General features: G+C 62.3%; 28 protein-coding genes. 12 read left to right on the top strand and 16 right to left on the bottom strand.

All coding sequences use genetic code 11. From position 1 onward, the window contains the following. Positions 1–102: 102 nt before the first annotated feature. Genes rplS through HNE_RS00220 form a run of 3 tightly spaced genes read right to left on the bottom strand, consistent with a single transcriptional unit; the run spans position 103 to position 3,236 of the window. Entirely contained in the window at positions 103–657 is a 555-nt protein-coding gene (rplS, locus tag HNE_RS19075; RefSeq protein WP_011645080.1) for a 50S ribosomal protein L19, read from the bottom strand. Then, entirely contained in the window at positions 644–1,399 is a 756-nt protein-coding gene (gene trmD / locus HNE_RS00225) for a tRNA (guanosine(37)-N1)-methyltransferase TrmD (RefSeq protein ID WP_011645079.1), read from the bottom strand. Before trmD ends, rplS begins: the two co-directional genes overlap by 14 nt. Before the next feature lie 31 nt (positions 1,400–1,430). Next, positions 1,431–3,236 carry a monovalent cation:proton antiporter-2 (CPA2) family protein gene (locus tag HNE_RS00220; RefSeq protein ID WP_011645078.1) on the bottom strand — a complete coding sequence of 602 codons (1,806 nt, stop codon included), beginning with the start codon at positions 3,234–3,236 and terminating at the stop codon, positions 1,431–1,433. A gap of 153 nt (positions 3,237–3,389) precedes the next feature. On the opposite strand from HNE_RS00220, the gene HNE_RS00215 reads away from it, so the two are divergent. Then, positions 3,390–4,139, top strand: a complete 750-nt coding sequence (locus HNE_RS00215; protein ID WP_011645077.1) for a glycosyltransferase family 2 protein — start codon at positions 3,390–3,392, stop codon at positions 4,137–4,139. A 9-nt stretch (positions 4,140–4,148) separates the two neighbouring features. Here the strand turns inward: HNE_RS00215 and HNE_RS00210 are convergent, their stop codons facing one another. The 3 genes from HNE_RS00210 to HNE_RS17660 all read right to left on the bottom strand — a co-directional run bounded on the left by HNE_RS00210 (position 4,149) and on the right by HNE_RS17660 (position 7,179). Further along, positions 4,149–5,669, bottom strand: a complete 1,521-nt coding sequence (locus HNE_RS00210; protein ID WP_011645076.1) for a beta/gamma crystallin-related protein — start codon at positions 5,667–5,669, stop codon at positions 4,149–4,151. A gap of 90 nt (positions 5,670–5,759) precedes the next feature. Beyond that, the gene (gene rimM, locus HNE_RS00205) at positions 5,760–6,305 is read right to left on the bottom strand and encodes a ribosome maturation factor RimM (RefSeq protein ID WP_011645075.1); all 546 of its coding nucleotides are present in this window, start codon (positions 6,303–6,305) and stop codon (positions 5,760–5,762) included. Positions 6,306–6,315: 10 nt separating this feature from the next. Then, on the bottom strand, positions 6,316–7,179 hold the full coding sequence (locus HNE_RS17660; protein WP_011645074.1) for a beta/gamma crystallin-related protein: 864 nt from the start codon (positions 7,177–7,179) through the stop codon (positions 6,316–6,318). A 292-nt stretch (positions 7,180–7,471) separates the two neighbouring features. Here HNE_RS17660 and HNE_RS00195 point away from each other — a divergent pair, with 292 nt between their 5' ends. Continuing rightward, a complete protein-coding gene (locus tag HNE_RS00195; RefSeq protein ID WP_011645073.1) occupies positions 7,472–9,451 on the top strand; it encodes an acyltransferase family protein in 1,980 nt (659 codons plus the stop codon). 115 nt (positions 9,452–9,566) lie between these two features. On the opposite strand, the gene rpsP is transcribed toward HNE_RS00195, so the two are convergent. The 6 genes from rpsP to HNE_RS00165 all read right to left on the bottom strand — a co-directional run bounded on the left by rpsP (position 9,567) and on the right by HNE_RS00165 (position 15,581). Next, complete coding sequence (rpsP, locus tag HNE_RS19040; protein WP_011645072.1) at positions 9,567–10,010, bottom strand: 30S ribosomal protein S16; 444 nt, start codon at positions 10,008–10,010, stop codon at positions 9,567–9,569. A gap of 40 nt (positions 10,011–10,050) precedes the next feature. Beyond that, complete coding sequence (locus HNE_RS00185) at positions 10,051–10,362, bottom strand: chorismate mutase (RefSeq protein ID WP_011645071.1); 312 nt, start codon at positions 10,360–10,362, stop codon at positions 10,051–10,053. Beyond that, positions 10,359–11,834, bottom strand: coding sequence for a signal recognition particle protein (gene ffh, locus HNE_RS00180; RefSeq protein ID WP_011645070.1), 1,476 nt, complete (start codon positions 11,832–11,834; stop codon positions 10,359–10,361). Before ffh ends, HNE_RS00185 begins: the two co-directional genes overlap by 4 nt. 177 nt (positions 11,835–12,011) lie before the next feature. Beyond that, positions 12,012–12,608: a GNAT family N-acetyltransferase gene (locus tag HNE_RS00175; RefSeq protein ID WP_011645069.1), complete on the bottom strand. Its 597-nt coding sequence runs from the start codon at positions 12,606–12,608 to the stop codon at positions 12,012–12,014. Positions 12,609–12,706: 98 nt separating this feature from the next. Beyond that, positions 12,707–14,887: a prolyl oligopeptidase family serine peptidase gene (locus tag HNE_RS00170; protein ID WP_011645068.1), complete on the bottom strand. Its 2,181-nt coding sequence runs from the start codon at positions 14,885–14,887 to the stop codon at positions 12,707–12,709. A 115-nt stretch (positions 14,888–15,002) separates the two neighbouring features. Continuing rightward, the gene (locus tag HNE_RS00165) at positions 15,003–15,581 is read right to left on the bottom strand and encodes a hypothetical protein (protein ID WP_011645067.1); all 579 of its coding nucleotides are present in this window, start codon (positions 15,579–15,581) and stop codon (positions 15,003–15,005) included. Positions 15,582–15,708: 127 nt separating this feature from the next. Between HNE_RS00165 and HNE_RS00160 the strand changes: the two genes are divergently transcribed. The 3 genes from HNE_RS00160 to HNE_RS00150 all read left to right on the top strand — a co-directional run bounded on the left by HNE_RS00160 (position 15,709) and on the right by HNE_RS00150 (position 18,096). Then, positions 15,709–16,851 (top strand): AGE family epimerase/isomerase, encoded by a 1,143-nt coding sequence (locus tag HNE_RS00160; protein WP_011645066.1) that lies wholly within the window; start codon positions 15,709–15,711, stop codon positions 16,849–16,851. 76 nt (positions 16,852–16,927) lie between these two features. Then, on the top strand, positions 16,928–17,641 hold the full coding sequence (gene gpmA / locus HNE_RS00155; protein WP_011645065.1) for a 2,3-diphosphoglycerate-dependent phosphoglycerate mutase: 714 nt from the start codon (positions 16,928–16,930) through the stop codon (positions 17,639–17,641). After that, positions 17,638–18,096, top strand: coding sequence for a riboflavin biosynthesis protein RibD (locus HNE_RS00150; protein WP_011645064.1), 459 nt, complete (start codon positions 17,638–17,640; stop codon positions 18,094–18,096). The genes gpmA and HNE_RS00150 overlap by 4 nt, the downstream gene beginning before the upstream one ends. On the opposite strand, the gene HNE_RS00145 is transcribed toward HNE_RS00150, so the two are convergent. Next, positions 18,097–19,146, bottom strand: coding sequence for a glycosyltransferase (locus HNE_RS00145; protein ID WP_011645063.1), 1,050 nt, complete (start codon positions 19,144–19,146; stop codon positions 18,097–18,099). A gap of 129 nt (positions 19,147–19,275) precedes the next feature. On the opposite strand from HNE_RS00145, the gene HNE_RS00140 reads away from it, so the two are divergent. Continuing rightward, a complete protein-coding gene (locus HNE_RS00140; protein ID WP_011645062.1) occupies positions 19,276–20,304 on the top strand; it encodes a glutathione S-transferase family protein in 1,029 nt (342 codons plus the stop codon). A gap of 52 nt (positions 20,305–20,356) precedes the next feature. Here the strand turns inward: HNE_RS00140 and HNE_RS00135 are convergent, their stop codons facing one another. Beyond that, entirely contained in the window at positions 20,357–20,842 is a 486-nt protein-coding gene (locus HNE_RS00135; RefSeq protein WP_011645061.1) for an Hsp20 family protein, read from the bottom strand. A 177-nt stretch (positions 20,843–21,019) separates the two neighbouring features. On the opposite strand from HNE_RS00135, the gene HNE_RS00130 reads away from it, so the two are divergent. The 6 genes from HNE_RS00130 to HNE_RS00105 all read left to right on the top strand — a co-directional run bounded on the left by HNE_RS00130 (position 21,020) and on the right by HNE_RS00105 (position 24,775). Beyond that, the gene (locus HNE_RS00130) at positions 21,020–21,916 is read left to right on the top strand and encodes a class I SAM-dependent methyltransferase (RefSeq protein WP_035591333.1); all 897 of its coding nucleotides are present in this window, start codon (positions 21,020–21,022) and stop codon (positions 21,914–21,916) included. A 210-nt stretch (positions 21,917–22,126) separates the two neighbouring features. Continuing rightward, entirely contained in the window at positions 22,127–22,750 is a 624-nt protein-coding gene (locus HNE_RS00125) for a TetR/AcrR family transcriptional regulator (RefSeq protein ID WP_011645059.1), read from the top strand. 14 nt (positions 22,751–22,764) lie between these two features. Next, positions 22,765–23,208 carry an SRPBCC family protein gene (locus HNE_RS00120; RefSeq protein WP_011645058.1) on the top strand — a complete coding sequence of 148 codons (444 nt, stop codon included), beginning with the start codon at positions 22,765–22,767 and terminating at the stop codon, positions 23,206–23,208. 19 nt (positions 23,209–23,227) lie between these two features. Further along, the gene (locus HNE_RS00115; protein ID WP_011645057.1) at positions 23,228–23,614 is read left to right on the top strand and encodes a hypothetical protein; all 387 of its coding nucleotides are present in this window, start codon (positions 23,228–23,230) and stop codon (positions 23,612–23,614) included. A 37-nt stretch (positions 23,615–23,651) separates the two neighbouring features. Continuing rightward, entirely contained in the window at positions 23,652–24,134 is a 483-nt protein-coding gene (locus HNE_RS00110; protein ID WP_011645056.1) for an SRPBCC family protein, read from the top strand. A gap of 29 nt (positions 24,135–24,163) precedes the next feature. Next, positions 24,164–24,775 carry a 2OG-Fe(II) oxygenase family protein gene (locus HNE_RS00105; protein ID WP_011645055.1) on the top strand — a complete coding sequence of 204 codons (612 nt, stop codon included), beginning with the start codon at positions 24,164–24,166 and terminating at the stop codon, positions 24,773–24,775. 12 nt (positions 24,776–24,787) lie between these two features. Here the strand turns inward: HNE_RS00105 and HNE_RS00100 are convergent, their stop codons facing one another. Next, positions 24,788–25,129 carry an Atu4866 domain-containing protein gene (locus HNE_RS00100; protein WP_011645054.1) on the bottom strand — a complete coding sequence of 114 codons (342 nt, stop codon included), beginning with the start codon at positions 25,127–25,129 and terminating at the stop codon, positions 24,788–24,790. Beyond that, the gene (locus HNE_RS00095) at positions 25,126–25,545 is read right to left on the bottom strand and encodes a carboxymuconolactone decarboxylase family protein (RefSeq protein ID WP_011645053.1); all 420 of its coding nucleotides are present in this window, start codon (positions 25,543–25,545) and stop codon (positions 25,126–25,128) included. The genes HNE_RS00100 and HNE_RS00095 overlap by 4 nt, the downstream gene beginning before the upstream one ends. Positions 25,546–25,609: the final 64 nt, after the last annotated feature.

Below are 25,609 nucleotides of genomic sequence, written 5' to 3'. Positions count from 1 at the left end.
CGCACAATAGCGCTGAAGCTCACATAGGGAAGCCTTGCCCATGCGAAAACGCCCTCCGGAAGGGAGGGCGTTTCACATAGCAGCTATGATGCAGCCAGGATGTTAAGCGTCACCGCCCTCGGCGGGTGCTTCTGCAGCAGCGGCTTCAGCCGCAGCGGCCTCGGCAGCAGCTGCATCAGCTTTTGCCTTGTCGGCGCGTGCCTGAGCAGCAACTTCCTTGCGGTTTGCTTTTTCGGCATCTTTCTGGCGGCGGCGCTCGGTTTTAGAGACAGCAACTTCTTGCTGTTCAATGCCGTGGCCCGTGGTGCGCTCGGCGATACGGGCGCCTTTGCCGCGCAGGTCGCGCAGATAATAAAGTTTCGCGCGGCGGACACGGCCCTTGCGGAGCACTTCGATCGACTCGATCAGCGGCGAAACGAGAGGGAACACCCGCTCAACGCCTTCACCGAAGGAAATCTTGCGGACCGTGAAGCTCTCATTGATGCCACCGCCGGAGCGGGCAATGCAGACGCCCTCATAGCGCTGGACGCGCTCACGGTCGCCTTCCTTGATCTTCACGTTCACGGCGACGGTATCGCCGGGCGAGAATTGCGGAATGGTTTTGTCGCCGAGTACGCGCGCGATTTCAGCGGTCTCAAGCTCTTTAATCAGGTTCATCGCCAGTCTCCGGCGCAGTAGGGGTCGGGGTTTCGGAGTAAGCGGCGTATAAATCGGGGCGGCGGTCAAAAGTCAACGCCTTTGAGCGGCTGATTCGCCACTCTTCTATCCGCCTGTGGTCGCCAGACAGCAAAACAGGGGGGGTCTGACGCCCTTCCCACTCTCTGGGGAGCGTATAATGGGGGTATTCGAGGAGGCCGTTCTCGAAGGATTCCCCTGTAATGGAAGCAGAATTGCCCGCCACACCGGGGAGGAGACGGATCGCGGCCTCCAGCATGGCCATGGCTGCGACATCACCGCCCGCCAGGACAAAATCTCCGAGGGAAACTTCCTGCATGTCCCGCGCTTCTATGGCGCGTTCATCGAGCCCCTCGAACCTTCCGCAAAAAAGAATGACGCCCGGACCGGCCGCCCACTGCCTTGCCATTTCCTGGTCAAACCGGCGCCCCCGCGGGGACAAATACACGACAGGGCGCGTCATTGCCGGGACAGATCGGGACAAATCAGGACACTTCTGGACAGAATCGACCGCCGCCGCAGCCACGTCGGGCCGCAGGACGAGGCCGGCCCCGCCGCCAGCGGGCGTATCGTCCACCTTGCGATGCTTGCCGAGACCGAAGGTGCGCAGATCGACCGTTTCGAGATCCCAGATGCCTTCGGCCCGCGCCCGGCCCAGAATGGAGGCGCCGAGGGGACCCGGCCAGGCTTCCGGTATGAGGGTGATGGCTGTGGCCTTGAACATGGGCGGGGTTTAGCGCGGGCCGGGCCGTCCGTCACCCACCGCCAGGCTCGGCATCGGGTTCGGCCTTGCGCGCGTTCAGTGGAACAGCCCCGCCGCCATTGCCGAACATCAGTTCGCGGCCGGCAAAGCTGCCCCCCGTCAGCTGGAGGGCGAAGCGTTCCTCGTCGCGGCGGCGGACCTCATCGAGGGCGTCGGTGATCGCGTCTTCGGGCTCGCCCAGCCTGTCGAGGGCCGCATGGGCGAATTTGAGAGCGGATTCGAAGGTTTCGCGGACGGGATAATCGACGCCGGCCTTCACCAGCTCAAGGCCGTGATCCCGGTCATAGGCGCGGGCGAGCAGGAGGGCGTTTGGAAATTCGTGGCGGACAAGCTCCACGATCTTGGTGGCGGCGGCCTGGTCATCGACGCAGACCAGCACCAGCGAGGCATGATGGGCCCCTGCCGCATGGAGAATGTCGAGCCGGGCGCCATCGCCATACCAGACCTTGAAGCCGAACTGCCCGGCGACACGGATCATCTCGGGATCATTGTCGATGGTTGTGATCGTGTAGCCCCGCGCGAGCAGCGGCTGGCTGACAACCTGACCAAACCGGCCAAAGCCGATGAGGAGCGCGGTGCCCCGCACATCAGCGGGTGTTTCAACGCCGCTGGCATCGACCTCAACCTCCGGCATCAGCCGGTCATGGATCAGGACAAAGAGCGGGGTCATCAGCATCGACACGATGATGATGGCAGTCAGCATGGCGCTGCCTTCCGGGTCGATGATGCCGACTGCGAGGGCCGCTGCGTAGAGCACAAAGGCAAACTCGCCGCCTTGCGTCATCAACACGGTGCGCTCGACCGCTTCGCGGTGATTTGCCCTGAAGGCGCGCGCGACGCCGTAGACGCCGGCGGCCTTCAGGAGGGTGAAGGCGATGACGCTGAGCGCTATGATTTCCCAGTTGCCCAGCACGACATTGAGATCGAGCGACATGCCGACCGCAAGGAAGAAGAGGCCGAGCAGGATGCCCCGGAAAGGCTCGATATCTGCTTCCAGCTCATGCCGGTAAGACGATTCTGACAGAAGCACGCCCGCAAGGAACGCGCCCATGGCCGTGGAGAGCCCGCCAAGCTGCATCCACCAGGCGGCACCGAGCACCAGCAGCAGGGACGCGGCGGTCATCACTTCGCGCGCGCGGGCGGCGGCGAGAATACGGAAGACGGGATTGAGCAGGTAGCGGCCCGCCAGGACGAGGCCGAGAATGCAGCCAAGCCCGATGGCAACGCCCTGCAGGCGTTCCATGAGGGTAACCTCCCCGCCCCCCGGCGCCAGGAAGGCGACCAGCGCCAGCAACGGCACGATGGCGAGATCCTCAAACAGAAGGATCGACACCATCTTCTGGCCGCGCGGCTTGGCGAGGTCGCCCCGCTCCTGAAGCATCTGCATGACGATGGCGGTGGAGGTGAGGACAAAGCCCGTGCCCGCGACCAGCGAGGTTTGCGGGGAATAACCCAGCGCAACGCCCACCCAGGAGAGGAGCAGTATGCAGATACCGACCTGGGCCAAGCCGAGGCCGAATATGTCCTTGCGCATGGACCAGAGCCGGGAGGGCTGCATTTCCAGTCCGATAATGAAAAGAAACATAACGACGCCCAGTTCGGCGACATGCAGAATGGCCGTGGGCTCGGTGAAGACCCGGAAGCCAAACGGGCCGATGACAAGGCCGGCGGCGAGATAGCCCAGCACCGAGCCGAAACCGATCTTCTTGAACAGCGGCACGGCCAGAACGGCTGATCCCAGAAGGATGACCACGGGGGCCAGGTCTACCGCATGTGATGCGTGTGATTCTGCGGCCATCTGGATTCCCCTGCGATCTAGCTAACCTGCACTTTTAGAAAGTTTGGCAGCAATCGCAACGCCGGGCGTCTGCCGAACCCGCCCGTGGCTGAGGAAGGCTGACACGCCCCCCGATTTGCGGTTAAGAGGCAAAAGTACAAACAAGGCTGCCCCATGAGCCAAGCGCCTCAGCTCTCCGTCCTGATCCCCTTCTTCAATGAAGCCGGAAACATCCATCCTGTGATCGAGGAGGTGCATGCCGCCCTTGCCGGGATCGATTTCGAGATCGTGTGCGTCAATGATTGTTCGGGAGATACGACCGGGGCCGAACTGGCCGAGGCAAAGGCGAAATATCCTGCCACCGTAACCGTGCTGACCCATATTCAGCGACGCGGAAAATCTGCTGCGCTGTTCACGGGCCTCAAATCCGTTCGCGGAGCGTGGGTGCAGCTGCTGGACGGCGACGGGCAGAACGACCCGGCCGACACCGCGCGCCTATGGAAGGATATCATTGCGCCCGGCGCGCCTGCGCGTCTGGGCATCATCGCGGGCAAGCGTAACAGCCGGAACGATTCCGGCTTCAAATGGGTTCAGTCGCGCGTGGCCAATGGCGTGCGGCGGTTTGTGCTTCAGGATGACGCCAAGGATACCGGATGCGGATGGAAACTGATCCGGACCTCTGCGTTCCGGGATCTTCCCTTCTTTGCCTCGATGCACAGGTTCCTCCCGGCGCTGATCAAACGGGCCGGATGGGATGTGCGCGAAGAGATGGTGAATGACCGCCCGCGCCTGGCCGGGCAATCCAAATATGGATTCCTCGGCCGCCTTGGCGCGGGGGTGTTTGACCTGATCGGCATGTTCTGGCTGATCCGGCGTGGCGGCTATGGCGTTGCCGCAGAATGGAATGATCCGCGCGCGGAGTGACGCGCGCGGTTAATCCTGCGCGCTGCCAGGCCGGCGGCCACCCCGGCCACCTCCCCCATCGCCGCTCCGGCCGCGCGGACGCTCGACCCGCGGTGGCGGCGCCGGACGCGACACAGCCGTTGGCGGCGGGGAAGGACGCGCAACGGGCGCGGGCGCGGGCGCTGAAGGGGCCGCACCTGCGCCGCCCCTGCGTCCGGAGTCGCCCCCACCCCGCCCGAAATCACCCCCGCCACGGCGCGGCGTATCGACCACGGGCCGGCCACCGCCACTGGGTGCGCCGAGCAGGCGATCCCCACCGCGTCCGCCCCCATTGCCGCGCATACCGTCCCGGTTCGGGCCGTCGCGATTGGGCCGGGCGCCCGATGGCCGGCTCTCGCCGCGATCCCTGTCTCCGCCGCGCCAGCCACCCTCGCGGCCGCCGCGATCCCGATCAGCGCCCGCAGGCGGTGTTACAATTGCCGCGCCGCCATCAGGCCGGCCAGACCAGTCACCCCGGCCACGGCCCTCGCCGCGGCGAGGATCAACCGGGATGGCGCGCCCGCCTGTGCGGGGCGGACTTGTGCGCTCTGTGCGCGGACCATCACCGCCGCGTTGGGCACGGTCGCCCGCGCTCCAGCCACGGTCCCGGTCATCGATGCGTTCACGGGGCGTAATGCCCGAACCGCGCCCATCATTCCCCCAGCCGGGCCGTCCGTCCGGGCGGCCGCCATCGCGGTCCCGATTCCAGTCACGGTCCCGGTCTCTGTCCCGGTCACGGTCCCAACCGCCATTTCCGCGGCCCGGCCCGCGATCATCGCCGCGTCCGTTCCAGCTGGGCTTGTGGCGCCAGTCATCCCTGTGACCCCGGCGGTCCCAGTGCTTGTGGCTCTTGCCCCAATGCTTTTTCCAGTAGGTGTTGATAACGACCGGACGCGGATGAACACGGTAAGTGTAGGACACATAGCGCGGGCCGCCGCTCGGGCGCCAGGCAAAGCCGTAGGGGTCAAAGCCCCAGCGCGGATCATAATAGCCAAAGCGCCAATAGTCCGGCGAGTAGCCGTAATGCTGGACGCTGAGGCGGACAGAGCTGGAATAGCCGTAATTCCAGGTGTCGTAGCCATAGGCTTCGTTATGCGCGTAGCGGATGTAGCCATTGTCATCGCGCGTGAACATCAGGCCATGCTGGGCCTCTGTATATTCAAAGACCGGGCGGATGGAGGAGATGCGGCCGTTGAGCCCGAACCAGGCAAGGTCGGCGACATCCTCGCGGACGAAGACGCAGCGGCCGGTGAAGTTTGCGTGCTCGCACAGCTCCCACTGGCCCGCCAGAACCGCTGCGGACCGGGCGCGGTCGTTAAAGGCGAGATCGTGCATCGAGACGAAGGGGTCGAACGCCTCGCGGACGTCGCCATAGAAATTTTCCGACGTGAACAGCGCGATGGCGGCCGGGGGCTGGCCATCGTCATAATAAGCGTCCTGCGCGAGGGCCGGAGCGCCGGCCGCGGCCGGTAGCGAGAGGGCGAGCGCAAAGCGCCGGATCGAGACCCGCATCGAGGGCTCCTTTCGTCCATTACGCGGTCAGAATGACACCGGCTACCTGAATGGGCCGCAACAAACTGCGTGAACACTGCGCAAGGATTTTCAGGAGGCGTCGTCTTCGTCCTGGTTCGCCCAGAGGGAGAGTTCGGGGATCACGATGCGGTGGGCGGCCATGTCGATGACGGGCACATCGGCGCGGGTCAGCGGCACATATATGGTGGCCGGGGCGCCGGGGATCTCGATCTCCAGCAAGTCGCCAGAGCCGAAATTCTGGACGGCGCGGACGCGGGCTTCGGGTTCCTCGCCGACGGTATAGACCGGCATGCCGATCAGGTCTTCGAAGTAGAACTCGTCTTCATCGGCCTCGGGAAGCTGGTCGCGGGAAGCGTGGAGCAGGCAGCCGCGCAGGGCGTCCCAGTCTTCCTTCTGCAGGTTTTCCTTCGGGCGGACGATGAAATGGTCCTTGCCGGGGCGCGCAGTGATCGGCGTCAGCAGGACCTTGCCGGCTTCATCCATCAGCGGGCCATAGGTGAAGAGGGCATCGGGATCGGCGGTGAAACTCTTCACCCGAACCTCGCCGCGAACACCATGGGCGCCCTTCAGGACGCCCATGGGTATCAGTCTTTGTGTCTTTGTGTCTGCGCTCATGGCGCGCTTGTTAGCGGCAAACGACGTCGGAGAGAACGGGGCCGGGTGATTTATAGACTGCTTCATAAAAGCCGAGGCTCTGGCAGTAGCGGGTGGCGGCGCCCGAACCGTCATTTATGCGGCGGCCATTATAGGTGGGCGCGGGGAAGAACACCGTCTGTTCACCCTGGAAGCCGTCGCGGGTATCGCGGACGGGCGGGACCACAGGTGGAACGGGGCGGCGCCAGGGGCCTTCGCGGCGCACGTCATAGCGGCGGAAGGAGGTGATCCTGTCGTTGAGACCGATGCCGCCGAGGTTTCCCGTGGACGCGTCGAGCAGTTCGCACTGGCCGCGATAGTCAGCGTCTTCGCAGACGAGCCAGGTGCCGCGATTGATCATGACGGAGCTGGCCGTGTCATTGAAGCGGAACTGGGAAAGGTTGGCCTCGCCTTCATCGAAGCCAAGGAAGGGGCCCGAATAGTTGCCATCGGCGAAGAAGGCGATGTCGTAGCTGCGCGGGCTCTTGTCATACGGCACGCGCTTGGCCGAAGAGATGGCGCCGGAAAGTCCGATCTCACCGAGATTGCGGACGCTGCGGTCGATATACTCGCACTGGCCTTTATAGTTCCCGTCCGCGCAGACCATCCACACCCCGCCGCGCACCTCGATGCTGCGGGCCTGATCGTTGAAGCGGACCGTATTGAAATTTGGCTGGTCGGCTGTGAGCTCCACGGCGTTTCCGCGCAGGTTGGTATCCGAATAGAGCGTGATGCCGGGCGGGCCCGATGGCAGGGATGGGCGCGCGCCGCCGCGCTGGGCAAGGGCGGCCGGGCTGATGGCGGCGGCAGCAAGGCCAGCGGCCAGCAGCAGGCGGGTGAGGGTGCGGGTCAACATGAGCAGGGCTCCTCCAGTTCGTCGCAGACAGCTCTGGCATGGAGCATCTGAACAATTTGCGCGCGGTCTGTTGGCCGCTGTTCAGGTGGCGCTCTCTGCAGAACATGCTGTGTTGATGGTTACCCGCAGCACGCATGGCCGTTTGCCGCGTGGCAATCCTCCAGAATACACGTAGAGCGAAATCTAGCTCAGAATGTGTTTCTGGTCGCCTTCCGGAACTGTCGTGTTTAACAAGTTGCGCGCCCGAAGCGCGCGAGATTCAAAAGGCTTCCCAAGGACCCAGCACTGAAAGATGACCAACTACCGTTCCGATATTGATGGTCTGCGTGCTTTGAGCATTGCGCCCGTGATGCTGTTTCATGCCGGTTACGCATTTATGCCCGGCGGCTTTGTAGGCGTGGATACATTCTTTGTGCTGTCCGGCTATCTGATCACTTCATTGATTGGCCGGGAAATTGAAGACAGCGTTTTCTCTTTCCGTCACTTTTACATGCGCCGCATCCGAAGGCTTCTGCCCGCGCTGATCTGTGTCTACGCGGCTGTACTGGGCTTTTCATGGATTTATGACACACAGCAAAATTTTTATTCGGCTGCCGAGCAAATATTCGCCAGTATTTTTTATGTGTCCAACGTCTACTACCTATTTAATATTGACTATTTTACAGGCGAGTCTCTCGATTTTATTTTACTTCACACTTGGAGTCTCTCGATTGAGGAGCAGTTCTATCTGATTTTCCCAGTGGCGATCTGGCTTGCATACAAGGTTTCCAAGTCCTGTGCCCAGGCCCTACTCATCACAGCAACAATCGCGAGTTTTGTATTCTCCGCCTATTTGTCCCTGTCTGCCAAACAGGATGGGGAGTACTACCACTCCTTCAGCCGTTTCTGGGAACTCGGCATCGGCGGATGTGTGGCGCTCTTTCGCCTGCAAATAACCAGATGGATCACCCCTATCAGGCTGATGGCCCTGACCGTAATTGTGGCGGCGCCCTTCTTGATCCAACCGGAATATGCATTTCCATTTCCGTCCGCCATACCGAGCGTGCTTGCGACAGTCTGCCTGATCATCGCTTGGGATGGCGGGAAGGATATGATTTCCCGATCACTGAGCCTGCCTCTGATCGTTTACATCGGGAAGATCAGCTATTCGCTCTACATCTGGCATTGGGTCATATTCGTTGCGGCCAACAAGATGGGACTCTTTCGAGATGAGGCCCTTCCCCTTGTTTTTCTGGTAACGATCCTAGTCTCGATCACCAGCTATCATATCGTCGAGAAGCCCTTCCGTTACGGGCGCAGCAATCTCAGGAGCAACAAGGCGGTGCTCAGCTATCTCGGCCTTGCTTCCGTGGCCTTTATACTGACGCCATACGCCTACACTTTGGCTCTTGGTCGAACCGTTCCGCTTAACCCCCAGAATGCTTATGAGAAGATCATGGCCCTTAACGCCGCAGGTTTCCGAGAGAGCGGCGAACTGGCGAGATCTTATCGCGGGGGAGAGTGCTTTCTCGAGCCCAGCACGCCCCAAACCTTCGCCGCCGACTGCTACACTATCGCCGCCAACCAGCCCAATATCGCCCTGATCGGCGACAGCAACGCCGCGCACTATTCGGCCGGCTTCCGCCATAGATTTCCTGACGCGAAGATACTGCAATTGTCCGGCAGCAATTGCATGATTACGATACCCGGAGTTCTGACGCGCGACATGGACGGCTGCCGAGAATCCAATCGCCTGTTTTTTGAAAAAATTCTGCCCTCTGATGAAATTGATCTGTACATATTCTCATCAAGATGGTCCCCATCATTGATAGCAAACGGTGCGTTTGAGAAGTTTCTTGTCTCGCTGAAAGATAATGGGATCGCCGACAAGTCTGTGATCATTGGCAGACAAGCCTACTTTTCGCATGGCGTCGCCAATCAGGCCGTCTATTCGCTGAGAAGTATGAGTGCCGCCGATTGGCAGCCAGAAGAACTCAACCTCAAACTCAATGAAGTAATTCAAATTGCCGAGAGTGAGGCAGACCAGCTTCCTCAAATAGATCGGGAGTTGTCACGCCTGGCTGCAAAGTATGGTGTCTCTTATGTGTCGGCACTTGGCATACAGCAGCATCCAGACGGCATCGAGTTCATTTCGCCGCAAGGTGACCTTCTCTACTGGGATTCCGGGCACCTCACGACCGAAGGCGCTATTTATCGCGTAGGGCAAATTCTAGCCGACTCCGAGGTACGCGAAATCGTGGACAAAGCGGATGTTGGAAATATTCGTGACTAACCCGCTCGGCTGACATGATGCTGTAAGCGGCGGCCCCAGTGGACAAGGCCGGAAACGAAAAGACCGGCGCCCATGGGACGCCGGCCATTTCAGGAGATGCGCGAAGCGCCGGAAATCAGCTTTCGCTGGTTTCCTCGGCTGGCGCTGCTTCTGCCGGGGCTTCTTCAGCTGGTGCAGCGGCAGCTTCTGCGGCAGCAGCGGCTTTGGCTTCAGCTTTGTCAGCCCGCTCTTTGGCGCGCTCCTGGGCTTTCTTGCCGGGCTCGGCTTTCTTCGGGTTGTTGCCGTGGGTCCAGGCCACGACAGCTTTGCCGTCGACTTCGACCTTGGAGAGGAAGCGGGCAACACGGTCCGTCGGCTGAGCGCCTTTCTTGATCCACTCGGCGGCTTTCTCAGCGTTGACCTTCACGCGGTCGCCGGAGTCTTTGGCCAGACGTGGATCATAGGTGCCGATCTTCTCGATGAAGCGGCCATCACGCGGGGCGCGCGCGTCAGCCACGACGATCGAATAGAAAGGGCGTTTTTTCGAGCCGCCGCGGGCGAGCCGGATTTTGAGTGACATGGGGGGTTCTCCTGTAAGTCTTGTCTCTCGAGGTTTTGGTTTACTCGGCCTCCTGGCCGCGAATCTGTTCGTGATGGCGGATGACTTCCGCCACGATGAAATTGAGGAATTTCTCGGCAAAGGCCGGGTCCAGCCCGGACTCCTTGGCGAGATGCCGGAGGCGCTCGATCTGAGCAGCCTCGCGGGATTTGTCCGCAGGCGGCATATTGTGCAGCGCCTTGAGCTTGCCGACCTGCTGGGTCAGCTTGAAACGCTCCGCCAGCGTATGGATGAGGATCGAGTCCATATTGTCGATGGACGCGCGCAGCTGGCCGAGCTGGAACTGGGCAAGGGTCTGATCGGGATTGGTCATTTCTTCTTCGTTCCCCCTGGAAGTCCGGGCAAGCCGCCGGGAAGGCCACCGCCACCGAGACCCGGCAGACCGCCGGGTGGCATGCCGCCGCCGCCCATCTTGGCGAGGTCTGATTGCGAGATGCCGGCCTGCTGGGCCATGCCCATCAGGTTTTTCATGCCGCCCTTGGTGCGCATCTTCTTCATCATGGTGGCCATCTGCTGGTGCATCTTCAGCACCTTGTTGACGTCCGCCACATCCACGCCGGCGCCGGCCGCAATGCGCTTGCGGCGCGATGCGTTGAGAAGCGCAGGCTTGCGGCGCTCTTGCCGCGTCATCGACGAAATGATCGCCTCCTGACGTTTCAGCACACGGTCATCTATATTGGAGCTGGCCATGGCTTCCTTGGCTTTGCGCACGCCGGGCATCATGCCCATGATGCCGCCAAGGCCGCCCATGCGCTGCATCTGGCGAAGCTGCTCGGCGAGGTCTTCCAGATCGAACTCGCCTTTCTTGAGCTTGGCGGCCATGCGCTCAGCTTTTTCGGCGTCGTAGTGCTCAGCCGCTTTCTCGACGAGGCTGATAATGTCGCCCTGGCCGAGGATGCGGCCGGCGACGCGCTTGGCATCAAACGCGTCCAGCCCATCAAGCTTTTCGCCGACGCCGAGGAATTTGATCGGCAGCCCGGTGACCGCGCGCATGGAGAGCGCCGCGCCTCCCCGGCCATCGCCGTCCATCCGTGTCAGGACGAGACCGGTGAGCGGCAGGCGCTCATGGAAGCGGCGAGCGGTTTCAACCGCGTCCTGGCCGGTGAGGGCGTCGGCCACGAGAAGCACTTCAGACGGATTGGCGATGGCGGCAATCTCGGCCGCCTCGCTCATCATCTGTTCGTCAATCGAGGTGCGCCCTGCCGTATCGAGGAAGAGGACATCATAGCCGCCGATCTTGGCAGCCTGAAGCGCGCGGCGGGCGATGTCAGCGGGAAGCTGGCCAGGAATGATCGGCAAGGAGCTGACGGTTTCGCCGGCTTGTTTGGCGAGGATCGCAAGCTGTTCCATGGCCGCCGGGCGGCGTACGTCGAGCGAGGCGAGGAGGACTTTCTTCTTGCCGCGATCGGCCAGGCGTTTGGCGATCTTGCCGGTGGTGGTGGTTTTACCCGAGCCCTGAAGGCCCGCCATCATCACCACGGCCGGGGGCGTATCGACGCGAAGGTGGTTTTCCTCCTCATCGGAGCCGAGCATATCCACCAGCGCGTCATAGACGATCTTGATGACCTGCTGGCCGGGTTTGACCGAGCGGATGACTTCTTCGCCGACAGCGCGTTCGCGCACCTTTTCGACGAAATCCTTGACCACCGGGAGGGCCACATCGGCCTCGAGCAGGGCCACGCGGATTTCGCGCAAAGCTTCGCTGACGTCCTTATCAGACAGCGCGCCGCGGCCGGTGAGGCCGTCGAAGATACTGCCAAGACGTTCGCTTAGGGCGTCGAACATACCGCTACACTCCTCTTTTCCGCACAAAACGATGAAAGCCCCGCTGAGCGAGGTATCGCCGGGCGGGGGGCCCCGCCGGCCTCCCGTCCCTGTCATATAGGGAGTTGTGCCAGTCAGAGCGCGCTTCTCGAGATTGCGCGAAATGTGGGGGGCCTAAAGCACGCGGCTATCCACAGGTCAAGCCTCAGCCGCCGCCAGGGCGTCTACGTGCTGGCGCAAGCTCTCGATGGTGCGGTCTATTTCCGGGCCAATCAGCGAGAAAGCGGCGACATCGGCCCAGAGGCCGTTGGCGGTGCGCATATAGTGGCGCAGGACGCCTTCACGGGCAGCGCCGAAGCGTTCAACGGCGGCTGTGGCCTCCTTATTGGCAACATTCACAAGGAACTCGATCCGCTGGAAGCGGCACTCCTTTGCCCGTTGCATGAGGGCGAGCGAGGTGGCCGCCGAGACGAGCCCGCCGCGCATGGCCTCCGGATGCCAGCGATAGCCGATGCGCAGGCGCCGGTGGAGGCGGACGATGTTCATGTAGGTGACGACACCGCCAAAGGCGCCATCGGAAAGCCGCGTTATGGCGAACGGCACCATCCGGCCTTCGCGGGCCTCCTGCAAAGTCTGGTCGAAATAAGCGTTGAAGCTGGTGCCTGTATCCATCAGGGGCATCCAGCTCCACATCGCCTCGATGGCGCCGGATGTCGCAAGAATGTCCCGGTGCGCCTCGTTGACACGATCCAGGCGCACGTTTGCCACCACTAGTCCGGGCGCATCGAGCTTCATGGACTGAATATGCCACAGGTTGAAGGCGGCCGCAAAAGAAAGGACCGGCCAGGGGTGCTGGCCGGTCCTCATCTTTGCGTGAGCGGGTTTGTCCGCCCTTACTCTTCAGGCGGCGCCGGGAACAGTTGCCGGGCAAGATAGGTGAATTCGAGGGCGGAGCGTTTGGCGCGGGCCGTCTGGTCAGCGGCGGCGGCGTGGCCCCCATCCATGTTTTCGAAATAGTAGAAGGGCAGACCTGCCTCCTCGAAGCGCTTTGCCATCTTGCGGGCATGGCCGGGATGGACGCGGTCATCCTTCGTCGAGGTGACGAAGAAGGGGACGGGATAATCCTTCGACGCGTCAAAGTTCTGGTAGGGCGAGATGGTTTCGAGGAAGGCGCGTTCCTCGGGCACATCGGGGGAGCCATATTCATCGACCCAGGACGCGCCCGCCAGAAGCAGATGGTAGCGCAGCATGTCGAGCAGGGGGACCTGCACGACGACGGCGTTCCAGAGATCCGGGCGCTGATTGAGCATCACGCCCATCAGAAGGCCGCCATTGGAGCCGCCCATGATGCCCAGATGCTCCGGGCTGGTGATGTTGCGAGCGATCACGTCTTCGCCGACAGCAATGAAGTCGTCATAGATGCGCTGGCGGTTGAGTTTCAGGCCGGCCTGGTGCCAGTTTGGCCCGAATTCGCCGCCGCCGCGGATGTTGGCCAGGATATAGGCCCCGCCCTGCTCCAGCCACAGGCGCCCGGAAACGGGGCTATAGCCGGGGTTCATCGAGACCTGGAAGCCGCCATAACCATAGAGCAGCGCAGGCGTTGTCCCATCCAGCGGAATGTCTTCCCGGTGGACGATGAAATAGGGCACGCGCGTGCCATCTTTCGAGGTGGCGAAGAACTGCTCGACTGTGAGGCCGGCGGTGTCGAATTTGGCGGGCAGGGATTTGAGCGGCGTGACGGCGCCGGTGGCGACCTCATAGTTGAGGAGCGAGCTTGGGGTCAGGAAGTCTTCGTAATTGAGGAAGACGGTGGTTTCGTTTTCATCGGCAAAGGTGATGCCGACCTGGCCTGTGCCGGGCAGCTCTATAGGCGTTGTCGTCCATCCGCTGGCGGAGGGTTCAATGCGCAGAAGCTTTCCGACGACATTGTCATTGATCGAGAGAAGCGCGGCGCCCTTGGCGACAGCGACGCCATTGACCGCCTGAGTTTCAGACGGGCGGAAGGCGAGCGTAACGGGGGGCAGCGCGCGGGTTTCGAGGAAGGTCTCAAGATCAAAGGCGAGAAGGTCACCGGCCTGGAACGGGCCCTGACCTTCAGGCGCCCAGTCCTGTTCGATGGAGAACAGGAACTGGCCTTTGTAGATGCCATTGGGGCTCGCCTTGGGCGGCAGCGGCCATTGCACGGCGGCGTTTTCGCCCTCCGGGAACCAGAAGTATTTCGAGGTGAAGAAGGTTTCGGCCTGTACGGCGCCTTGCAGGATGCGGCCGTCTTCCAGTTTCATCGTCATCGGCCAGACGCCAACATCGGTTTCCTTGCCGCGGATCAGCTCCTGCGCGCTTTCCAGCGGGGTGCCGCGCTGCCAGCGCTTGACGATGAAGGGATAGCCGGACTCGGTGAGCGAGCCTGCGCCCCAGTCGGTGGCGATCAGCAGCGTGTCGGGACCGGCCCAGGCGAGGCCCTGTTTGGCTTCGGGCGTGATGAAGCCGTCCTCAACGAAGGTTTTGGTGGACAGGTTGAACTCACGGGTGACGACGGCGTCCTTGCCGCCGTCTGACAGGGAGACGAGGCAGCGCCATTCCCCGCCCGGCGCCGGCCGCAGGCAGTCAGCGCCTTTATAGACCCAATTGGCGCCTTCTTCGGCGGCGAGCTTGTCGAAATCGACGATGGTTTCCCAGGCAGGCGTATCGCTTCCATAGCTGCCCAGCGGCGTGCGGCGCCACAGGCCGCGGACATTCGTCTCGTCCTGCCAGAAGTTATAGACGTATCCATCGCGCACGGTGCCGTAGGGAATGCGTTCAGAGGCATTCAAGACCTCAAGGGCCGCGGCTTCGAAAGGGGCGTAGCGCGGGTCAGCTTCAAGCTCAGCGAGGGTGCGCTCATTCTGCGCGGTGACCCAGGCGAGGGCCGCCTCCCCTTCCACTTCTTCAAGCCACAGATGGGAAGCCGCGTCGAAGGGTACGGACGCGGTCTCGGCGGATGTCGGATTGTCAGCGGTCAAGTTTGTCTCCGGTTGGGGGTCTGACGCACAAGCCGCCAGAAGCAAGGCGCTCAGCGACACAATGAGTGTGCGCATGGGTGTCTCCTCTCTGATCATATGGGTCTGCAACGCAGTGGTGAGAACACCCTGGGTCTGTGGACGGTCGGGCGTTTGTTATCCGCAGGCCCGTGATCCTGCAACGTTGCGGCGGTTAAGGCAGGCGCTCCAGTACAATACGCTCGACAATCAGCGCCCGCGATTTATCCGGCACCACTGGCCGGATGCCGAGATAGTCGACGCCCTGATCGCTTTCGAGCGCGGGGACATCATACTCGAAACTGACTTCGGAAAATCCTGGCTGCAGATCGCGAACCTGCCAGCCCGAATCCCCCGCGCGGCCTGTGGAATAATTCATTTCCACCTGCTCTGCGCCGCGCGAATCGGCGGGCCGCACGCTGGCGGTGACGCGCACGGTCTGTGCGGCAAATTGCACTTCAATATCAGGGGCCAGACGAAAATGCGGTCCAAGCTCCGGCGCCGGGACGAGCGCTTCAAAGGCGGCCTCGATGTAGAGATAGTAGGTGCCATCCTCGCGAATAAGCTGGGCGCGCGCATCGCCCCCGGAGATCACCTTGTTGAGATAAGGCCCTTCGATCACGATCCGGTTGTAATTGAGGCCATCTCCCGCAACGGCGCCGGTTGGCAGGCGGCCAATGCCAGGCTGAATGGCCAGGAAGACCATAAGCACAGTCAGCAGCGCTGCGAGCGGGAAGAATAACTTGTCGCGCATCGGCGCTCCTGCTTTGCCTGTCTTTGCCTGTCGGGCGCTGGCCAATCTGTCTGGCTCCTGTTAGCAGGTGCGGCCTCTTATTGGCGAGCGATTTGCAGCGGATAATCCGGGGGGAAGGCAAGGACTTATGTCGGTATCAGCGCTTCAAAGGCGGGCCAGAGAGGCCAGATGTTGGCTGCTCGACAGCTGTTTTCCGCTCTGGGCCGATCATGGCGTGAACGAAGCCGGGCTTTTCCCCGAATCGTTGACCACATCTCTGGATGAAGCACCGGCCGAATACACCCGCGTGCGCGTGCAGGCACGCCAGACTTATGTGTTTTCCGAAGCCTGGCGGCTCGGCTGGAAACGGGACACGGCCGCAAAGCTGGTAAATGCCGGTGTCGCCACCCTTGCCGGGCGCGCGCTCAATGCGCAGGGTCTGGCCGGGCGCACGCTTTCGACCTCCAGCGGCCATCTCGTCGATGTGACATCGGACCTTTATGACACCGCCTTTGTGCTGTTCAGCCTGGCCGAAGCTGCGCGCGGACCTGGGCCGGCAGAGCCAGCAATGGCCGCTGCCCAAGGCATCCTCATGAACCTTGAGAAAAGTGCCCGCGATGCTGCGCAAGGCGGGTATGCCGAGACCCTGCCCCCACCTGCGCACCGCCAGCAGAACCCTCACATGCACCTGCTTGAGGCCTGCCTCGCCCTGCACGCCGTTCAGCCCGATGGCGGGCACATGGCGCGCGCGCAGGAACTGATCGACCTGTTCGAAACCAAGCTGACCGCCGGCCCGAACGGACTGCTCGGTGAGCACTTTGCACCTGACTGGTCCCCGCTTCCCGGAGATCCGGGACGGATCGTGGAGCCGGGCCATCAGTTCGAGTGGGTCTGGCTGCTTCATGCCTATGCGCGCCAGGCCGGAGAGCCTGTCTCGCCCGCTGCCGAACGTCTTTATACATTTGCCCTCACCACCCTTGATGTGGAGGGGCGCGCGATCCTGTCTGCCGCCCGCGGCGGCGCGCCGATTGACGCCTCCCGCCGGGCATGGCCGCAGACTGAAGCTCTCAAGGCGCATCTGGCCATGCTTGAAGCCCGCCGGGATGATCGCTACGCCGCCGCCGCCTGCCGCAGCTTCGATATACTCATGGATGAGCATCTGACCGAAGATGGTGGCTGGATCGACCATATCGGCGCCGATGGCGCGGTCGTGTCAAACGCGATACCGGCCTCGACCGGCTATCATGTGGTGCTGGCCTTTGCCGAGCTTATCCGCGTGATGAACGCTTGATATTCCCGAGATTTGCAGGGAATACAGCCGCGAAACCTGCCTGCCTGCAAGGGCTGGCCCTGAGATGAGGAATGCCATGACCAAGCTCGCCCTGATCCGGCACGGCCAGTCGGCCTGGAATCTGGAAAACCGTTTCACCGGCTGGTGGGACGCTGACCTGACAGCCCAGGGCGAAGCCGAAGCGCGCCATTCGGGCAAGCTGCTGGCGGAAGTCGATGCCGATTTCCGCGCCGGCTTCACCAGCGTGCAAACCCGCGCCATCCGCACAATGTGGCTGGCACTGACCGAGATGAAGCGCGTGTGGCTGCCGATCGAGAAAGACTGGCACCTCAACGAACGTCACTATGGCGGCCTGACAGGGCTCAACAAGGCAGAGACCGCTGCCAAGCATGGCGAAGATCAGGTGCATGTCTGGCGCCGCAGCTATGATATTCCGCCCCCGCCGCTGGAAGTCGGCAGCACGTTCGATCTCTCAACCGATCCCCGGTATCGCGGCATCGACATTCCGAACACGGAAAGCCTGAAAACGACCCTCGACCGCGTATTGCCTTACTGGCAGCAGAAAATTGCGCCGGGGCTGATCGCCGGGACCGACACGATGATCGCCGCGCACGGAAACTCCCTGCGCGCGCTGGTCAAACACCTGTTCAATGTGCCGGACGAAACAATCACCGGGCTGGAAATTCCTACCGGAAATCCCTTGCTGATCGAGCTTGATCCCAATCTCAAGCCGGTATCGGTTCGCTATCTCGACGCAGAGCGCGCCCATAGCCTGCCTGACCTGCCATGAAACGGCCGGGGCGGCGCCGGGACCGCAGGATGATGGGCCGGGCCTTTCAACTGGCGCGTCTCAATCATGGCCTGACCGGCAAGAACCCATCGGTGGGATGCCTCATTCTGGATGCGCGCGGACATATTGCCGGCGCCGGCGTGACCGGCACAGGCGGCGCGCCGCATGCGGAGGAAGTCGCGCTGGACGAGGCGGCGGGAAAAGCGGCCGGCGGCACAGCCTATGTGACACTGGAGCCCTGTCGCGAACGCTCGTCCGGCGCGCCCTCGTGTGCCCGCAAGCTGGTGGAGGCCGGCATCGCGCGCGTTGTTGTGGCGATTGAAGATCCCCACCCCACGGCGCGGGATGGCCTGGCCATATTGCGCGAGGCCGGTGTGCGGGTGGAGACAGGGCTCGGAAAATACACCGCGGCCCGGCTTTACCGCGCGTTCTTCGCCGCAACGAAAGGGTCCTGATCAGCCCTCAAAAGGCCCGGCATGGTCGCGGATGCGCTCATAAAGCGCCGCCGAGTCGCGCTGGAAGGCCGCCTTGTTGAACTGCGCTTCATAGCTGGCGCGGCCCCCTTCCACGATCCTGGCGGCGAGAGCCTTGTCGGTGATCACGCGGGTCAAGGCATTGGCGAGGGCATCGACATCATTCTTCGGGATGAGAAGGCCGTTGACCCCGTCCTTCACATAGGCGGCAGGACCAGCGGCATCAGCCGCGACGAGCGGACGCGACGCAGCCCAGGCATCGACCGTCACCGTGCCGAAGGGCTCATACCGCGAAGGGAATGCCACCACATCGCAAGCCTCGAGCAGCGCGCCGCGATCATTCCGCCAGCCGAGGAAGCGCACGCGGTCGCCCAGCCCCAGACGGGCGCAATGCGCTTTCAGGTCTGCCTCCAGCGGCCCCTCCCCCGCGATCCAGACATAAAGGCCAGGCACCTTGGCCGTTGCATCAAGGAGCGTATCGAGCCCCTTCTTTTCATGCAGACGCGCCAGAGCCAAGGCCACCGGGGCATCGGCCGGGGTATCGAGGGCGGCGCGATCAGCGGGCGCCGAGCCGGTAAAATCCGCATACGTATGGATGATGGCGGAACGATCCTCCGGCACGCCCTGTTCGCGGATATGGCGCAGGAGATCAATCGTGAGGCCGACATGCCATTCGCACTTGGTGAAGCGGGCGAGCTTGTAATAGCCGCCATACCAGCCGATCGAGCGATTACGGTAGGCTTTGGGCGCGAACTGTCCGGCGCGGCCCATCCAGTATTCGATGATGTCGGGTTTGAACGCTTTGATACTGCGCCGAATGGTGCCCTGCGTTGGAAGGGGCCAAAGCCGGTTGAAGGTGGCTAGGTCAACACTTATGCCCGCCTGCTTGAACTTTTCGATACGGAATAAGTTTTCTTGCCGTGTCACCACATGCTGTGTGTGCCCGGCCTCGGCGAGGGCGAGAACCGACTCCAGCATGATGTTTTCCGCGCCGCCTTCCGCCGCGCCCGCCATGACATGCATCACCCGCATTTCGCTCTCCTGGAACCGTATTCCTGTTGCAACAGCGCATACCGGGGAACAGCGATTGCGGCAAACTATGCTTGGCAGCGGGAAATGAACTGCCTAGAGAGACCCCATGTTTCCCGAGAGATTTTTCTGATGGCCGGTTACAGACTCTTCGGCGCTGACACGTCGCCCTATTCATTCAAGGTGCGTTCGGCGTTGCGCTTCAAGGGGCTCGACTTTGAATGGGTGGCGCGCTGCGCTGCCAATGAGGCCGAATTCCGCGAACTGGCGAAGACGCCAACCGTGCCGCTGCTCGTCTCGCCCGAAGGCAAGGTGAACCAGGATTCGACGCAGATCCTTGTGATCCTCGACCGGGCGCATCCCGAGCCTGCTATTCAGCCGGATGATGCCGCATTGGCTGCGCTGTCGCTGATCCTCGAGGATTACGCGGATGAATGGCTGAACAAGGCGATGTTCCAGCAGCGCTGGGGCCAGATGCCCGACCGCGACGCTGCCTCCATCCGCGTGCTGGTGCAGATCAATGGTGGCAAGCGGCCGCGCGCCTACAAGACACCGGCAAAACAGATTGCCCAGCGGATGCTGGCGCGCCTGCCGCTGGTGGGCGCCGAGGGCGAGAATGCTCCCGCGCTGGAAGCCTCCTACCGGCAGTTTGCCCAGCTTCTCAACGCGCATCTCAAAGAGCATCTTTTCATTTTTGGCGGTCATCCGTCGGCGGCAGACTTTGCGCTGGCGGCCCAATTCCAGCAGATGCTGACTGATCCCACGCCGGCGGCCTGGCTGAATGACCGGGCGCCATTTGTGGTGGCCTGGTGCGAGAACATGGCGGACCCCAAGGCGGGCGGACCTTACGCGTCGCTGGAAGCACTGGCGCCGACGCTGCTGCCGCTGTTCGAGGCGGAAGTTGCCCGCACCTATCTGCCCTGGGCCAATGCCAATGGGGCGAGCGCGTCCTGCCAGAAGAAGCGGTTTTCGGTGACGCTGGAGACCGGTACTTTCGAGCAGGCCACGCAGAATTATGCGGCGCGCGCGTTCCAGAAGCTGCGGGATAAAGTCCGCAGCGTGAAAGAGGCCGACGCGCTGAGCGCCTTCCTGAAGGATGCCGGCGCGGCAGAGTTCTTTGCGGAGCCCAGCAGGACCAAGCAAAAGACCCCCGCAGCCTGAGCTGCAGGGGCCTTCGTTCCGTCGCCTCCCGGCAATCGCACTAAAAGCTGGTTTAAGCTGCGTTGTCTGTGGCGGACTTGTTGCCGATCAGTTTCGGACCCTTTGTCTGGGTGCCTGTGCCGATTTCGATCTTGCGGGCTTTCTTCTCTTCCGGGATTTCCCGGATGAGGTCGATGCGCAGCACGCCATGCTCTAGGCTGGCGGCGGTCACGAGAACGTGATCGGCCAGCTGGAAGCGGCGGATGAAGCTGCGCTGGGCGATGCCGCGATGGAGGAAATTCCGGCCGTCGCCATTTTCACCGTCGCCCTTTTTGCCGGCGACCGTGAGAAGCCCTTCCTTCGTTTCGATCTCGATGTCGGCCTCGGTAAACCCGGCGACGGCGATCTCGATGGCGAAGGCGTTTTCGTCGACTCTCTCGATATTGTAAGGGGGATAGCCTTGCGTCCCGTCGAGGCGGGAGGCCTGGTCGATCATGCCGGCGAGCCGGTCAAAGCCGACCATGGTGCGATACAGGGGGGTAAGATCAATATTGCTCATTTGGACAGTCCTCTAGAAAGCAACTGCGGTTGGAGTTTTTCGGAAGGGAAGCGAGACCCCAGCCCGTTTATGTGGCGCTGGCACTTCTTCCGGCCCCGGCCCGCTCTGCGGCACCGTGACAAGACCTATTTGGGTAGCGTAGGAGGGGTATCAAGTACCTTGGGATGGAGAGACTTCATGAAACGATTGATGCTGATGGCCGCGTCTGCGGTAATACTGGCAGCCTGCGCGCCCGCCACACCGGCCGCCGACACGCCTGCCGAAACCACCCCGGAAGTGGCCACCCCTGAAGCGGCCCCGGCCGTCACACTGGCCGACATTGTCAATTCCGACCTGCGCTCCGACGAGGAAAAGGCCCGCGACGCCTGGCGCCACCCGGCCGAGACGCTGGAATTCTTCGGCGTGGAAGCCGATGACAAGGTGGTCGAAATCTGGCCCGGCGGCGGCTGGTACACCAATATTCTGGCCCCCTGGCTCGCCTCTGGCGGCGGCACGCTGGTAGCCGCAGGCTTTGACCCGGCCTCCGTGGACGACGCCGAGCGGCGCACCCGGATCGAGGAACGCCTGACCGAATTCCAGAACACCTATGCCGATCCGCGTTTTGGAACCCTTGAATATTCAGCGTTTTCTGCCACATCTGGCCCGCTGACCGAGGCGGGCACGGCTGATGCGGTGCTGACCTTCCGCAACATTCATAACTGGATGTCGGGCGGCTATACCGAGAAATTCTTCACCGACGCCTATGCCGCGCTGAAGCCCGGCGGCGTTCTGGGCGTGGTGGAACACCGCCTGCCTTCGACCGCGATGCAGGACCCGACGGCGGCTAGCGGCTATGTTCACGAGGACTTCGTGAAGGGCCTGGCCACAGCCGCCGGTTTTGAATTCGTGGAAGCGAGCGAAATCAACGCCAACCCGGCCGATACCGCCGACCACCCCTTCGGCGTGTGGACCCTGCCGCCCAACAGCGCGACCTCGAAAGCCGACGGCACGACCATCGAAGGCTTTGACGCGGCCAAGTACACCGCCATCGGCGAGAGCGACCGGATGACCCTGAAATTCCGCAAGCCGGAATAGGGGCCCCTTCCTTCACCCAATCAAAAGCCCGCCCGGAACCCCCGCGGCGGGCTTTTTCTTTGGGGGACAAGCGGGTCAAAAAAACTCCAACGGAAACTCCAACGAGCGGGGCAAAAACTCCAACCGGGCTCCAAAAAGCAGATCTGCCAAAAACAGGCTTTACATTTATACCGACTGGTTGGTATTAAACACCTCAAGGAGCACATACCCATGGCCCGCACGGCAAATCCCCATACGCGTGACAACCTCATGGAGGCGGCTTTCAAGCTGGTGCGCGAGAAGGGCCTCACCGCGACGACGGTGGATGAAATCTGCGCGGCGGCGGGGGTTTCCAAGGGTGCGTTCTTTCATCACTTCAAGAGCAAGGAAGAATTGGCGGTGGCGGCGGCCCATCACTGGTCTGCGGTGACGGGCGGTTTTTTTGATAACGCGCCGTATCACCAGCCCGAGGACCCGCTGGAGCGCCTGCTTGGCTATATCGCCCTGCGCCGCGAGATGATGGACGGGGAGATCGCCGATTTTACCTGCTTTGTGGGCACGATGGCGCAGGAGGCCTGGGCGACGAGCCCGCCTGTGGCGGCGGCGGCCTGGGACAGCATGGCAGAGCATGCCGAAAAGCTGGCGGTGGATATTGATGCGGCGAAGGCCGCGCGCGGCATTGCCGGCGACTGGAGCGCGCGCAGCCTGGCGCTGCACATTGGGACGGTGACGCAGGGCGCGTTCATTCTGGCCAAGGCGAGCGGCGATGCTTCGATTGCGCAAGACAGCCTCGATCATCTGCGCCGCTACATCGAGGCCCTGTTTGAGGCCCCCGCCCCTGCTGCGAAATCATAAAGAGAGGAAACATCATGCCATCCACCATCCATCTGCACCGCGTGCTGACGACCAATCCCCAGAAAGTCTACCGCGCGTTTATCGAGCCTGATGCGATTGCCAGCTGGCTGCCGCCTTATGGGTTTCTCTGCACAGTGCACGAACTTGATGCGCGGGTGGGCGGGAAGCATCGCATGTCGTTCCGCAATTTCACGACCGGGGGCGGGCACTCCTTTGGCGGGGAGTATCGCGAGCTGATCCCCGGCGAGAGACTGGTGTATACGGACCGGTTTGACGACCCCGGCATGCCGGGCGAGATGATCGTGACTGTGACGCTGAAAGCCGTTTCTGCCGGAACAGAGATAACTATCGAGCAGGCGGGCATTCCCGACATGATCCCGCCGGACCAATGCTATGTGGGCTGGCAGGAATGCCTGACCAAACTCGCCCGGCTGGTTGAGCCGGACATCAATCAGTAGACGGCGGACGGGGGCAGCGATGACCCGCATTGTGCGCAGCCCTGACTGCGGGAACTCTCCGAAGAACCTTCTGGCGCAGGAAATTGCCGTTGCGCTGGAATGTGGGGAGACGCCCGATGCGCTGTCTGACGCGTGCGCCTGGCAGACGCGCGGCGGCGCGCTTCTGGCGGGCAAGGCCGCGATTGCTGAAGCGCTGAGCGATCAGGCGCGGCCTGCGGCGCTTACCATTCATCACGCCCTGTCGCACGGCAAGGTGGGCGCGGCGAGCGGCGAGACGACGCTTGAAGACGGCCGTGTACGGCGGTTCTGTCATGTTGTTGAATTTTCCACTGCCGCCGGACGACGTGTGAAGGCGATCAGCAGTTTCGCCGGAATGAGTGAAGAGACCAGCCGGCCCACGAAATGACACCGCTCGTTACAATCTTTCAACGGAGGAAATCCCAATGACTGATACCAAACCCCACTCTGAACCGAAGTTTGCATTGAGCCTGGAGCGCGTGATGAACGCGCCGGTGGAGAAGGTGTGGCGGTGCTGGACAGAGCCGAAACTTCTGGAACAGTGGTTTTGCCCCAAGCCCTGGTATGTGACCGATGCGCGGATGGACCTGCGCCCCGGCGGGGAGAGCTTCAGCGTGATGAACGGGCCGGACGGCGAGCGGTTTGAGAATATCGGCGTGTATCTGGAAGTCGTGCCGATGCAGAAGATCGTGACGACGGATGCCTTTTTGCCGGGCTGGATACCGTCTGAGCGCGCCTTCATGGTGGCCGAGACGCTGTTTGCGAACGCCGGCGGAGGCAAGACGAAATACACCGCCCGCGCGCTGCACTGGACCGAGGAAACGCTGAAGGAACATGAGGCGATGGGCTTCCATGACGGCTGGGGCATGGCGGCCGATCAGCTTGAAGCGCTGGCGAAGTCTCTGTAAGGGCGCCGGGACTTTAGGAGTCCTGCCCCATGCGTATCCTGTTTGCGACGCAGATTGATGAGACCCCTCTGGGGGACGCGGCCCTGCGTGAGGGGCTGGCCCGGTGCGCCTGGTCGCTGGCGGAGGACGACGCGGCGGGCAACGCCTGGTGCGAGGCGGAGGGGTATGACGGGTATACGTCTTACGCCTCGCTCGATGATCTGCCCGAGCGCTTTCCCGAGTTTGGCGAGCTGAAGCGCCATCTGGACAAGGCGGCAGCGAAGTTTGCCAGGGATCATTACTGGGACATGGAGGGGCTTTCCCTCGTTCTGGATGCGATCTGGGTGAACATCCTGGGCGAAGGCGGGCATCATTCGGGGCATATCCATCCCGGCAGCGTCATTTCGGGCACCTATTATGTCGCCATTCCCGAAGGGGCGGGCCGCATCAAATTTGAAGACCCGCGCCTGGCGATGATGATGGCCGCGCCGCAGCTGGCCGAGGACGCGCCCGAGGCGGCCCGCCGCTTTGTGTATGTAGCGCCCAAGGAAGGCCATTGCCTGCTCTGGGAAAGCTGGCTGCGCCATGAGGTGATGCCGGGGCAGAGCGAGGAGGCGCGCATTTCGGTGAGCTTCAACTACGCGCTGAAGCGGAAGGGCTAGCCCTCTTCCCGCTTACTCCTCGCGGTAAAAAATCATGCCGCCGTGATGGAGCACACCGTCGATGAATTCTCCATCGGCTGTGAACCCGGTGTTATCCCAATAGTCGATGTGGTTACCACGGACTTCATAGCGCCCCTGATAGGCGCTCTGCCGCGTGCCGCGCGCTTCATCATAGCGACCGTCAGGCAGAAGTTCATGGCGGATATAGCCATCGCCAGTGACCCACATACCGGCATAGGGGTGGGTCTGTTCTGATACGGAGCTTGCTTCAGGGTCTGAGGCCATCTGGGAATATCCTGTCTGAGCAGGGATCAATCCTGCGATGATGATAACGGCGGCAGTGAGAGCTTTCATGGCGCGCCCTCCGCTGCGGCGCGGCGCTCCTCGAAAAGTTCGGAGAGCACCTGTGACGCGGAAATGGCGCGCGGGAAGCCTGCCGGAACCGTGACCATGTAGATCACTTCCTTCAACTCCTCCTCCGTCACACCGATATTCAGGGCATATCCGGCATGCGTTCTCATGAAGCCTGTTTCTCCGATCGCGGCAAAGGCTGCGACGGCGGCGATCTGGCGCGTGCGGTTATCAAGGCCGGGGCGGGACCAGACCTCACCGAGCGCATAGCCTTGCGTGGCATCTGCCAGGAAAGGAAACTCCTCCCGCATATCCTCCAGCACCGGCTGGGGTGCCCCATTGTTCAGCTCACGGATAACAGCGCTTCCGCGCTCCAGACGCTCGTCTGAGGTCTGGGCAAAAGCGGGCGCGGCGATCATGGCAGCCATAGCCATTGAGGCAGCGATACGAGGGCGTGTAAAAAGCTGTGTCATGGTGCCCCTC

The organism is Hyphomonas neptunium ATCC 15444 (assembly GCF_000013025.1).
Classification (GTDB): Bacteria; Pseudomonadota; Alphaproteobacteria; order Caulobacterales; family Hyphomonadaceae; genus Hyphomonas; species Hyphomonas neptunia.
The sequence above is the reverse complement of the archived record's forward strand: the minus strand, read 5'-3'. Positions and strand labels throughout refer to the sequence as shown.